A 12500-nucleotide genomic window follows, 5' to 3' on the forward strand; every position below is an offset into this window, starting at 1 on the left:
ATGCTTGAATTTATCTGCGGAATATCCCCTAAATATGATGTCAGTTCTTTCTTGAATGAGCTGATAGACTCTTCTAAATTTCTTGGAATGCTGGAAGCAAAAATCAGCGACTATCGATTTAACGGAGTATTATTGCCGATGCTTCACACCAAGGAGGCTCTAGCTTCAATGGAAATAGAAGGAACTCAGACAACGGTTACAAATATTCTTGAAGATCAAATAACTTCAACACCTTCCGATGAAAGGATTTTCATTGAATATCGAAACCACATAAGAACACTTTCTCGCAGCGAAGATATTTTACGCGTAGATGATTTTTCCAACGACTTTATCCAAAAAATACACCTGTGGATGATGGAGGACGTGTTGGACGCAAGCAAATACGTTGTCGGAAAATACAAGATTCGCAACAACTATATTGTAGGTTGGCAAAAGAAAATCATCTATGAACCACCTGAATACACAGAAACGAAAAAATATATGGACGACCTTGTTGGGTATATGAACAACCGACATGACAATATCAACCCTCTTATCAAAGCGGCGATTGTCCATTCACAATTTGAATCCATTCACCCATTTGAAGATGGCAACGGAAGAGTTGGACGAACTCTCACAAGCCTGTATATGTTCAAGTCCAAAATCATCACACATCCTCATTTTTACCTAAGCGAAGCGTTAAATCAAGACAAGTTGATTTATTACAGCAAACTGAGCAGCTCCCGTACAGGAAATCAGTCCGAATGGATATCGTTCTTTCTAAAAAAAATTATTGTTCAAGCCAAGAAACAAATCCATTACATTGAATCGTTGAATACGCTTTACGAAAAAACTAGACAACAAGTCAAAACAAGCATTAGTTCGCCCAAATTTGACGGCATAATGACTATCCTTTTCGAACAACCGGTAATGACTGCCAAAGTGCTAGAAAATCGTCTTAACATATCGAATTTGCAAGCCAATCGTTATTTGGACACCTTGCAACGGATAGGAATTCTTTACGGTAATGACCGCAAGCGGAATCGCATGTATTATTTCATGGAATTGCTTGATCTGATGAGACGATGACTTGACGATGTCGATGAGGTTTATCTAAATTTTTGTCACTATTAGCGTCAAATTAAGGGGTTGGCGACAAAAGTTTTGTGCAAATTAATTAAAAATACGTGATTTTTATACGCGAGTTTTCATCGCCAATGCAACGGATTTAAGATAATCCAAAAAAAACTCCAGGGGTTTGGCGGCGTTTTCTATATTTGAGCTATGAATATGATCGTCGTTTTTGAAAATCCTAGCTTCCGGTACTTGAATGCTTGCTACAACGCGGGATTTGTGGCGGTTGAAAATAGGCATCGAGAAGGGCGTGGTGCGGTATAAAAGTAGATACAGACGGAAAAATTTGAACCTCTTAAAATCAGTTGAATTCTTATGTCGGAAAGCAAACTTCAGTTTATTTTTACTGAGGATTCCTTTGTTGTAGATAATCCCAACGCGGAAATCCTTGAAGCAGAAAAGAAACTTCGTGACAGTTTTTTGGATGGCAGGTACAATGCGCTTTACCAGATAGGTTTTGATGAAGGCGATAAAGCCGAAAGTCCTTCGCTTTCTTTTTTGCGGGAATTTTCATCGAAATTTTATGCGGCGCTTACGGATTTGCCCGAAATCGAATTGCTCCGTGAAAAGGCGAAAGTCCGGCTTTCCGACGATACTACCGAAGGCATCTTGCGCTCTGTGCCGTTTGGTCCCGGAACGGAAAATGTCAACAGGGAATGGATTGAAAAGAATCTCGAGAGACTGAACGGAATTTTTGCCGCTGAAATTCAGAATTACAAGGGGACGGTCCAACTGTATCTGACCGAAAAGAGCCAGAGCCTCCGTGTTCCCGAACGCATATTTTTCCATCTGGTTGAAAGCAAAGAGGAGGCGCACCCCTTCGCTTTCGTTGCGACTTACGCGACTTGCGACAAATCGGGGCTTGTAAGGCATTTGCCGCTGTCATACGCCCTGACGGAATTTAAGAACAGGCGGGGGCCCCTTGTCGCGATGCTTTCTTGCCTGAACAAGGTCGCCGAAATTTCGCCGCTCATTTCGGGCTTCATGGAGTCCGGGGAACTTTTCCATCCGCTTTACATGAGTTCTTCCGAGGCTTACGAGTTTTTGAAACAGGTCCCCCAAATCGAGGAAAAGGGGATTCTCTGTCGCGTTCCCAACTGGTGGAAAAAGCAATACGCCAGCGTTTCTATGGAACTGACCCTTGGCGGAAAGAAGGCTTCGTTTCTTGGGTTCGATACAATCGTTTCGGTGGTGCCCACGCTTTCGGTCGGTGGCGTTCCGCTTACAAAGACGGACATTTTGAATTTGCTCAAACAGACCGAGGGACTTGCGTACTTGAAGGGACGTTGGGTTGAAGTGAACCATGCCCGCTTAAAGCGCTTGCTTGAAGATATGGAAAGTCAGCGTTCCGAAATGACGCTCTTGGAAGCTCTCCGTGCGCAAACGGGAATGAACGGCTCCATTTCGCCAGATGTGGGGGTGAAGGTCACCAACGGCAAGTGGCTAAACGATATGCTCACGGCGCTCCGAAAGCCGGTAACACTATCCAAGGAAAAAGTTCCTGAAAACATCCACGCGACGCTCCGCCCTTACCAAGAAACAGGATTCAACTGGCTTTTGTATATGCAAAAACTGGGATTCGGGGCCTGCCTTGCCGACGACATGGGCCTAGGGAAAACTTTGCAGATTATCACTTTGCTCGAAAAAATGCGTACAAAGTCTAAAAGAACCCGCGTGCTCTTGGTCGTTCCCGCCTCTCTTTTAGGGAACTGGAAAAACGAGCTTGAAAAATTCGCTCCAGGCCTGGATTACAACATTCTGCATGGTCGCCCGCAGGCGGAACTGGAAAAGGAAATCAAGGCCAACAGGCATTTTTTGAACATCACGACTTACGGCATGGCCGTGCGCATGGAAAGCCTGCAGAAAATAATTTGGGACAGCCTGATTCTGGACGAAGCCCAGGCTATCAAGAATCCGCTTACCAAACAGACCCGTACTCTCAAGAAAATCCAGGCGCGGCACAAGATTGCCATGACCGGCACGCCCATCGAGAACGACCTTACAAACCTCTGGTCGCTTTTTGACTTTTTGAACAAGGGCATCCTCGGAACGTCCAACGAGTTCAAGGAATTTTCGAACAACTTGGAAACCGACCGGGAAGGCTACCAGAAATTGCGCAACATGCTTACGCCCTTCATTCTTCGCCGTGTCAAGACGGACAAGTCCATCATATCGGATTTGCCCGAGAAATTGGAGCAGGTGGAACATGTGGGACTTTCCAAGAAACAGGTGGTCCTCTACAAAAAGCAAGTGGACGATTTGGCTTTTGCCATCGAGAATTCCGACGGCATGAAACGTCGCGGGCTAATCCTTTCTGCAATTACGAAACTCAAGCAGATTTGCAATCACCCCGACCAGTATTTGGGACAAAATACTTTCGACCCCAAGGAAAGCGGAAAGTTCCAAATGCTTAGGGACATTTGCGAAACCATTTACGAAAAGCGCGAACGGGTGCTTATCTTTACGCAGTACAAGGAAATTACAGACAAACTTTCCAAATACCTCGAAACCATTTTCCACGAAAAGGGCCTTGTGCTGCATGGGAGTGTAAAACCTGCACAACGAACCGAGATGGTCAAGGAATTCAACTCTGAAAACTATGTTCCCTATATGGTGCTTTCGGTAAAGGCGGGAGGCACCGGACTCAATTTGACTGCCGCAAACCACGTCATTCATTTTGACCGCTGGTGGAATCCGGCAGTCGAAAACCAGGCTACCGACCGAGCGTTTAGAATCGGGCAAAAGAAGAATGTGGTTGTTCACAAGTTTGTTTCCGAAAAGACCATCGAAGAAAAAATTGACGCGATGATTGAAAGCAAGAAAGAATTGGCGGCAAATGTAATCGGTTCCGGAGGCGAAAACTGGATTACCGAAATGAGCAACACCGAAATTCTGAACCTGATGCGATTGGAGGCCTAACCGATGAAGATGTACTGGAACAACAGCTTTATGCAGTTCTCTCAGCCCACCATCGAGGAACTTCGCCGCCGAATCGAAAAAAGCGAGAGCAACGCCGAAAAGAAGGGACGTGTGCTGGAACCGGTTGCTCCGTGCCGCGACCGCGAATATTGCAAAAGTTGGTGGGGCCGCGCCTGGTGTGCGAATCTGGAACAGTATGCCGATTTCGCAAGCCGTATTGATCGAGGCAAACGCTATGTGCGGGCAGGAACCGTTATCGACCTGCAAATCAAGGCTGGCAAGGTGCTTGCCCGCGTGCAAGGTTCCAAGGCCACGCCGTACAAGGTGGAAATCAAAATTAGCCCCTTGACGGTAGAGGAATGCGACCGCATGGTCGAAAAGTGCGGCAACAAAATCGAGAGCATGGAAACCCTCATTAACGGAAAGTTCCCCGATGAACTCCAGGAAATGTTTATCGGCAAGGATGGACTTTTCCCGAGCCCCAGGGCCATCAGTTTCAACTGCAATTGCCCCGATTGGGCTATCATGTGCAAGCACGTGGCCGCCGTCATGTACGGTATCGGCAAGCGTCTGGACGAAAATCCGTTCCTCTTTTTTACCCTGCGCGGATTGAACGCCGACCGCCTTATCAACGTGGCGCTTGAAAACAAGGTGGAAAAGATGCTCGAAAATGCAAGCAAGAAAAGCGACCGCATTATCCCCGCAAATCGCCTGAACGCCCTCTTCGGCGTGCTGTAGGATTTGTGCTGTTTCTCTGATAAAGTCCGGAAACGCCCTTGTACATTTCATGTCACTCTGGCGGAATGCACTTTGAAAAGAGTATCGCCTTTTTGTAGATTACTTTTACTGTCCGGTAAAAGTTCCATTTCCCGTGATGCTTTTGAACTGGTTTTTGAAGCAAAGGAACTATAGTCAAAAACGGTGGATCCTAGAATCGGACGTCGCTTTTTTGGTGGGGGAGGCCTCCCCCTGGCTACAGCCCCTCCCGGGTCTTTCGCGCACCCCCTCGCCTAGGGGGCCCGCCCCCTAAGACCCGGGAAATTTTTTTACGTTTCTTTCAGTTTTTTATTTGTATAAATTGCCAGAAAATGAATGTCACCATCGATTACTACGATAAGAACGCTGCGGAGTATTCTGCGGATACCGTCGGTGTAGATTTTTCTGCTACACAGAAAAAATTTTTGGAGTATCTGCCGCCGTATGCGAAAATACTAGATTTCGGATGCGCCTCAGGACGCGACACGAAATATTTCTTGAGCAAAGGATTCTTTGTGGATGCAATGGATGGTTCCGAGAGCCTCTGCCGAATCGCTCGCCGTTATACGGGTATTACTGTCAAACACATGTTCTTTGATGAACTTGTCGCTAAGGATAAATATGACGGAATTTGGGCGTGCGCATCGATTCTCCATTTACCATGGGACGAATTACTGGTTGTATTGCACAAAATGGCTGATGCTCTGAAAAAAGATGGCGTGATTTATACGTCATTCAAATATGGTGATTTCTCTGGCGAACGCAATGGCAGATTTTTCACCGATTTCACTGAAAAATGTTTATTTGAAATGCTTGCGGAAGTTCCCGAACTTGTCTGTAGAGAATATTGGATTTCAATGGATGTTCGGTCAAATAGGAGTGAAGAAAAATGGATGAACTCAATTCTTTCCCGCAAAGTTGCGCACTGAATTTAGATTCTAACTATTGCAACCAGCTTGATGTTGAGTGTTTTTCACTCATGATGAAGAATCCAAGTTATTGCTATAAGTTTTATTGGCTTGAAGCGCTCGTCAAGATTGTTGACGAAGACGCTGTTCAGGTGACGTTTGATGCAATCATTAACGAGATGATTGCCAATGCTTGGTACACGGTGCTGGAATATCATATTCATTTGAGTGGGATGCTGAAAGGTGAATTTCGAGATTCTTTGGAACTTGCTGTTGTTGAACTGGCTGCAAAAAGCGGATTGTCCTCGAATGCGTCTAAAGTTGAAATTAAAAACGCCATCGGGCAATACCATGCCGATATAAAAAAGTACAAAGAAGCTTTGACCAAATACGTGCCGTATCGTGCATTGGCTGGTTTCTACAATCGTTTCGAAGAGGGCGGCGGTGCAAAAATTAATTGGAACAATGTTTCGACAATCGTTGAATACACGAAAACGGTGAATAATCGTATTTTGTTGCCATATATATTTGGTGAAAATTCGCAATTGAATCGTACAGTTATTTTTAACCCTTTATGGAAACAGTATATTCAAGACAATTCGGTTGCGTTTCTGGGATGGATACAATATGAAAAATCCAAGTGGTTACAAATCAATAATCCCGAGGTTCCCGGAATTGTGTATAAACTTTTTCCGACGGATGCGAATACTCGAAAACTTAAGTATGTTCGTGAACTATGGGAAATAGTATTAGAACGAGAAACAGTTTTAGAACGAGAAACAGTTTTAGACATCTATACAAACAAGCCTCTTGATAAATCGAATTACGACATAGACCATTTTATCCCTTGGTCATTTGTAATGAATGATGAACTGTGGAACTTGCTTCCGATGGAGCCATCGCTCAATTCTTCGAAGAACAACCGTTTGCCACCTTGGGAGTTTTTTAAACGTTTTGCGCAAAATCAATATGAAATGTATTGCTTAATGTGGAATGATGAATTTGTTCGTGAACGATTTGAAAAATGCTATCGGGATAACATTCATTCGATATGGGCTGAAACCGAACTATTTAAACCCGGGAATAGCAAAGAACTGTTCGTTGATATTTTGAAAAAGAATATGCAACCTGTGTATGACTCCGCAAAACGGCAAGGGTATGAGGTGTGGAAGTTTAGATAAGAGAAATGATTGTTAATTAAATGATCGTGATGTTTCAATGGAGACCTAAAGCATTTCCTAATTTAGGGCTATTTGCAAAAGTCTGTATTTTTTTTATGAATGACAAGGAACTTGTTGATTCGATTACCACAGCAATTCGTGAAATGCGGCATAAGGGTGTGTCAATCATGATTGCTAGCCAAGATCCGATGAGCTTGCCGAGTGAGATTATAGAGCTTAGTTCTATTGTGATTATGCATAAGTTTAGTTCGCCTGCGTGGGTAAAACATGTTCAAAAAGCTATTACTGCTTTGCAAACGCTGACACCTACGGCAATGTCATCGTTGACTTCCGGTGAGGCCTATTTATGGGCAAACAAAGCTACGGATAGGGCTTTTACACAAAGACCTGTAAAAATACTAATTCGACCGCGGGTTACTAAACATGGCGGCGATACGATAAATGCGATGAAGCTGCCCCTTTGAAATTATTGCAAGAATTTCTAAAACGTACAAAAAATTGCAGCATTTGTATGAAAATTTGTGTGTGTTTGGGCTTGCGGGTCTTTTATTACTAGACGAAACACAGTGAAATTTGCATTTCCGCGTTAGGGATAGTGACCCGCAAGGGCGGAGACCCGCGGCGGTTTTGTATTGCGTTTTTAGGGAGCAAGGCTCCGTTGTAGGAGGCGAGTCGGGGTGCGGAGCGCCATGAATTGCCCTTACAATATAGCCCGACCTGCACGGAGTGCGGGGAACTCCCTAAAAATATGATGCTTCAAACGAAAATGAGTTGTGCCGATATCAAATTTTGTTTAGAAATTCCAAGAGGTTCAAACTTTAGTCCTTGAGGCAGCGGACGGAATGGCCTTGGATTTTGTAGGTGTAGCCAAAAGAGACGCTGCTGGGGCTCGAGTACATAAAGTAAGCGTCAGATTCGTCGAATGCGGAGGACGACCAAAAGTTTGCGTATTGGCCGGCATACATATAAAAGACTCCGATGTCGTTGAAGCTGCTGTAGCCTGCGGGGAGAGCGGAAAAACCAAAGTCGTCTGTGCCGCCGTTAGTCCAGCCAGTGATGGAGTTGAGCGCTTTGGTGGTAACGTTGTTGGTTGCTCCTGTAAAGGTGCGTAATGTTTCTAATTCGCTGCCGCTGGGCAAGTGCCAGCCTTCCGGGCAAACGCCACGAACGGTTCCGCTGGGGTTGCAGGTTGCTTTGTATCCGCAACCTTTTCCGGTTGTAGAAAATCTCGCTGCGGAGTCCATGGCGGCACTCCACAGGTAGAGTCGTCCGTATTTGGCGCAGGAATCGGCGCTGTTGTTGTAGCAATAGCTTTTGGCGGTGTTTTCGCTGTAGGGGTAGTTCAGGTTTTCTGCCATCCAAGTCTGGTAGCCGATTTTGACGGTCTTGTAAATTTGTCCGTCGCGGGAGTCGATCATTTCGCTGTAGGAAATTTCGGGGTTCAGGTATTGCCAGTTTGCTTTTGCCAAAGAACTGGAGGAAGGGACTGCCGAGCTGCTGGAGATTTCGTCGCTAGAGCTGGAAAGAATTGCCTCGGAACTGGAAGATGGGACGTGGCTGGATGAGGATTCCGGAATTATCACGGAGCTGGAGGATTTTTCGTTTGCGCTGCTGGAGACGCTTGATGCCGCGGAACTGGATGGTGCGGCTTCGCTTGAAGAGGATGCGACAACGGCGCTGGAAGATTCCTCCATGCCGGAAGAGGATTCCGCTTTTGCCGAAGAACTGGATGAAAGGGCTGCCGAGCTGGATGACAATGTTTCCTCTTTTCTGCCATCCGACGAAGAGCTTGGCGATATGGAGCCGCTGGATTCTGGATTCGTTTCTTTGGTGTCTAATAGGGTCCATTTGCCGTCGGAGCAGATGAGCGTGGCTTTTTCGCTTTCCACAAATGTTTTGTCGCCTTCGCGCTTCTCTGTGCAAGTTAAAAGGTCATCAACGGTCGCCACGGAGTCGATGATAGAATAGAGGTATTCCCAGCGCCTGTCCTCGCAAACATAGATTTTGTTGTTTTCCTGGATGAATGCGGTGTCCTGTTCGTGTTTTGCGGTGCAATTGGGCAGGTCGTCGAGAGTTTCCACGTTGAACGCGAAGTCCGATTCGGAAGCGGAATCGATGGTGTTGCTGGAGGAAGACGAGGTGTCGTCGCTACAGGCGGATAAACTGAATGTCGCTACTGCAATAAGGAAAAGTAAAAATGAAAAGTTTGATGGCTTCATGATTTTACTGTTTGGGGAAAGATTTTATTCAACGTGAAATCTAGCAAATAAGGCTGTTTCTGGTTTTGATGGAGACTTGGGAGTCGGCGTCATCGTTGTGGGAGTTTATGTTCCCAAAGGCGTAGGCAATTTCCTCAAAAGCCGGAGTTTTCAAGTGCATAAATTTCTAGGGCGGAAATCTTTGGAAGGTCTATTCGTTTTCTGTTTGCCAGAATCCTGCGATATGGAGAAAAGGAATGGCAAATTTTCGGCTGGCGATGTGAACTCCAAGGAAGGACGGCCAGCCGGCAGTCAGGACGGTCTCCCGACCGTCCAAAGAATTTGGTGCGCCAAGGAAAAATTTTCTGCCAAATTCAACGGTCTTATTTTTGCTTGGGCAAGTAGTGCCAAGCGGCGACTTTGCACACTGAATACTTGGAAACTTTGTTTCCTTAGTATGAAGGGGACTCTCTATGGCCAATTCGTCTAAGGGAACAAGTTCCCAAGACCCATGAATCTTGGGCTCTTTGAGCACTTAGATGAATTGTGCATAGCCTCATGGGAGAGGCCCGATGCTTAATCGCTCAAAAATTTTCAAAAGCCTCTTGACAATCCGATTTTTCCATACTAGATTTGTGGTGAACAAATGTTCATTACGCAAAACCAAAGCCGTCGCTTTCTAAGCTTGTAGCGACAGGAGAGAAAAATGAAAAGATACGAAGACCTGGACATCACCGACAACTTCATGTTCGCCAAGGTGTTCAGCAACGAGGACGTGGCGAAGGACTTCCTACAGGACATCCTGAAAATCACCATCGAGAAAATCGAAGTCGTCACGGAGGCCTCCGCCCAGGAGGACCCCTTCCACAAGAGCGTCCGCTTCGACGTTCTTGTCAGGGAGGAACCTTTGAGCGCATCGGAATCCGCCAGCGAATTGAAATCCGCAAGTCTGCCGAAATCTCCGGGAAATCCTAACTCTTGGATCTCCAAGACTCCGAGAACTGCATCGGGGACAGGCCGCTACTTTGACATCGAGCTGCAGATGGACGACACGGGCGAGCTTCCCAAGCGGGCGCGATACTACCAGGGGATGTGCGACCTGGACGCCCTAGGCAAGGGCGCGAACTACGAGGAACTCCAGGAGCAATACATCCTCTTCCTGTGCTCGAAGGACATCTTCGGGAAGGGCAAGCCCATCTACCGGTTCCAGAACCGCGAGGATTCCGACCCGGGCATCCTGATGGGCGACCTCTGCTACAAGAATTATTATATCTTTAAGAAGTTCGACGAAATCAAGGACGCCTCCATCCGCGAGTACATGCAGTACTTCGCCACCCAGGAACACCGGTCCGAGAAGATGGAGCGCATCCACCGCCTGGTGGAAAGGTACCGCCAGGACCCCGTCACAAGGAAGGCATATATGACACTGGAACAGGAACTCGACATCCGATACAAGAGGGGGCTCGAAAAAGGCCGTGCCGAGGGCGTTGCGGAAGGGCGGGCTGATGAGAGAAAGGAATTAGCCAAGGCGTTCCGCGATCAAGGCGTAAGCATCGATGTTATTGCTACTTCCACAGGCCTCACTTCCGAAGAAATCCGGGCGCTGTAGGGAAACCCTGATTTGAAAGATACACCGCCTGGTGGAAAGGTACCGCCAGGACCCCGTCACGAGGAAGGCATACATGACACTGGAACAGGAACTCGACATCCGATACAAGAGGGGGCTCGAAAAAGGCCGTGCCGAGGGCGTTGCGGAAGGGCGGGCCGAAGGAGCTGATGCAAAAAATAGGGAATTGGCCAAAGCCTTCCGCGATAACGGTTTCCCCATTGAAGCCATTTCCCAAAACACAGGCCTTTCACTTGAGGAAATCCGGGCGCTATAGGACGGCATAATGCTCTAAGTTGGATAAAAGACCAAGGAGGGCTTCAGGGTAGGCCTATCAATAGGGGAATGATGCTTTTCGGTAGAACTTATTGCATGGATTGTTTCAAAAACGCAACAACGATGAGGAATTTGAATGACTGCTATAAAATTTGCGAAGGTTGTCGGACTTCTCATTAGGCGAAATGTACATGGTACAAATCCCGGTCACGGAATGGTACGAACTGCGGAGGGAAAAACGGAAACTCCGCGAACAGGCAGGAAGACTTCGGAACTGCGCAAAAGACTGCAATATAGCCCAAGGCGATTCGGACATGCTTGAAAACGGTGGAAAATGGCGTTGTGAAGAGGCTTTCTGTCGGTAGGACGGGGAGATGTTACTGCTGGGACAAAGTATGCGCCAAATGGCTCTATGCAAAAAAGAATGATAAGCTATGATGGGAATTGTATTTGATATGCCGACAAGGAAGAGCCTTCTCAAGTGCTGGACATGATAAATTGTGTTCTAATCCGCTGTATGGCTCCAATATCGAGGACATTAGCGTCGGGAATTTATCCGTTTTCATGGAACTTGTCGAAAATGTCGCTTGTCTGGCGACCTGGTTTTTATGCTGAAAGTTATGTTTTTTTTATGAAAGATTTCATTCGACTGGAACTGGCGGGCTGGAAGCCTTGGGAGGTGGTATGGTTGTTGTTTGCTCTCCTTGCTGTCGTTGCTATTTCTCTCATCCAGGGAGAAACCTTGCTCGGAATCATTTCTGCGACTACGGGAACTATCTGCGTGATCCTTACGGGTAAGGGCAAACTGTCCGCTTATATTTTGGGCTTGATAAATGTGCTGCTTTATGCGGATATCGCCTATCGGGCGACTCTTTACGGAGAAACGATGCTAAACCTCTTGTATTATCTGCCGATGCAATTTGTCGGCTGGTTTTCTTGGAAAAAACACATGGATTCCAATAATGGAGAAGTGTTGAAACGCCGCTTGACAAAAACAGGCCGTTTGATTTCCTTTGTTGCAATTCTTGCTGGAACGATTCTGTACGCTTTTATTCTGAAGAAAATGGGGGACTCACTCCCCTTTGTGGATGCTTTCACCACAATCGCGTCGATTTATGCCTTGTTTGCATCTGTAAAACGTTTTGCCGAACAGTGGATAGTTTGGATTATAATTGATGCTGCTTCCGTATATATGTGGGCGATGACTTTTGTGAATACTGCTGAATATATCGCCACATTGGTAATGTGGTGCGTCTATCTAGTCCTCCCTTAAAATCCCGCCCAGCCCGCATAACTATTGGGAAAAACTGATTTCTACCCTGTGAAAATATTGCAAGGATTTCTAAAATATGATTGAAAACCTTGCATTTTTTATGTACAGACCGCCAAAATCCCACGCACAGACAAGCCTTTTCTGTTCCCTTGAGGAGCAGTTGAACCACAAGCACCCCCTCTACGTTCTCGCGAACAAGATTGACTGGAACAAGTTCGAGACCGAGTTTTCCAAATTGTTCGACGAAAAGATGGGTGCGCCAAACAAGCC

General features: G+C 46.3%; 11 protein-coding genes and 1 pseudogene. 11 read left to right on the forward strand and 1 reads right to left on the reverse strand.

What is annotated here, in order from left to right:
* The 6 genes from B5D40_RS02610 to B5D40_RS02640 all read left to right on the forward strand — a co-directional run bounded on the left by B5D40_RS02610 (position 1) and on the right by B5D40_RS02640 (position 7341).
* Entirely contained in the window at positions 1–1068 is a 1068-nt protein-coding gene (locus B5D40_RS02610) for a Fic family protein (protein ID WP_078775654.1), read from the forward strand.
* Between the two features lie 360 nt (positions 1069–1428).
* Entirely contained in the window at positions 1429–4032 is a 2604-nt protein-coding gene (locus B5D40_RS02620; protein WP_078775656.1) for a DEAD/DEAH box helicase, read from the forward strand.
* Between the two features lie 3 nt (positions 4033–4035).
* Positions 4036–4770 (forward strand): SWIM zinc finger family protein, encoded by a 735-nt coding sequence (locus B5D40_RS02625; RefSeq protein WP_073303162.1) that lies wholly within the window; start codon positions 4036–4038, stop codon positions 4768–4770.
* A gap of 350 nt (positions 4771–5120) precedes the next feature.
* Positions 5121–5717 (forward strand): class I SAM-dependent methyltransferase, encoded by a 597-nt coding sequence (locus B5D40_RS02630; protein WP_078775667.1) that lies wholly within the window; start codon positions 5121–5123, stop codon positions 5715–5717.
* Complete coding sequence (locus B5D40_RS02635; protein ID WP_078775657.1) at positions 5678–6877, forward strand: HNH endonuclease domain-containing protein; 1200 nt, start codon at positions 5678–5680, stop codon at positions 6875–6877. Before B5D40_RS02630 ends, B5D40_RS02635 begins: the two co-directional genes overlap by 40 nt.
* 95 nt (positions 6878–6972) lie before the next feature.
* The gene (locus tag B5D40_RS02640) at positions 6973–7341 is read left to right on the forward strand and encodes an ATP-binding protein (RefSeq protein ID WP_198951029.1); all 369 of its coding nucleotides are present in this window, start codon (positions 6973–6975) and stop codon (positions 7339–7341) included.
* Positions 7342–7695: 354 nt separating this feature from the next.
* Here the strand turns inward: B5D40_RS02640 and B5D40_RS15175 are convergent, their stop codons facing one another.
* Entirely contained in the window at positions 7696–9096 is a 1401-nt protein-coding gene (locus tag B5D40_RS15175; protein ID WP_095849540.1) for a fibrobacter succinogenes major paralogous domain-containing protein, read from the reverse strand.
* A gap of 685 nt (positions 9097–9781) precedes the next feature.
* On the opposite strand from B5D40_RS15175, the gene B5D40_RS02655 reads away from it, so the two are divergent.
* From B5D40_RS02655 to B5D40_RS02675, 5 genes and pseudogenes are all read left to right on the forward strand, one after another.
* Positions 9782–10684 (forward strand): Rpn family recombination-promoting nuclease/putative transposase, encoded by a 903-nt coding sequence (locus tag B5D40_RS02655; RefSeq protein WP_078775659.1) that lies wholly within the window; start codon positions 9782–9784, stop codon positions 10682–10684.
* 73 nt (positions 10685–10757) lie between these two features.
* A complete protein-coding gene (locus B5D40_RS02660) occupies positions 10758–10958 on the forward strand; it encodes an RpnC/YadD family protein (RefSeq protein ID WP_073303280.1) in 201 nt (66 codons plus the stop codon).
* Positions 10959–11142: 184 nt separating this feature from the next.
* Positions 11143–11322 carry a hypothetical protein gene (locus B5D40_RS02665; protein ID WP_073303152.1) on the forward strand — a complete coding sequence of 60 codons (180 nt, stop codon included), beginning with the start codon at positions 11143–11145 and terminating at the stop codon, positions 11320–11322.
* A 266-nt stretch (positions 11323–11588) separates the two neighbouring features.
* A complete protein-coding gene (gene pnuC, locus B5D40_RS02670; protein ID WP_078775669.1) occupies positions 11589–12230 on the forward strand; it encodes a nicotinamide riboside transporter PnuC in 642 nt (213 codons plus the stop codon).
* 76 nt (positions 12231–12306) lie between these two features.
* Positions 12307–12500: pseudogene (locus B5D40_RS02675) on the forward strand (hypothetical protein); the annotation flags it as partial.

It is taken from the genome of Fibrobacter intestinalis (assembly GCF_900167415.1).
Lineage (GTDB): Bacteria > Fibrobacterota > Fibrobacteria > Fibrobacterales > Fibrobacteraceae > Hallerella > Hallerella intestinalis.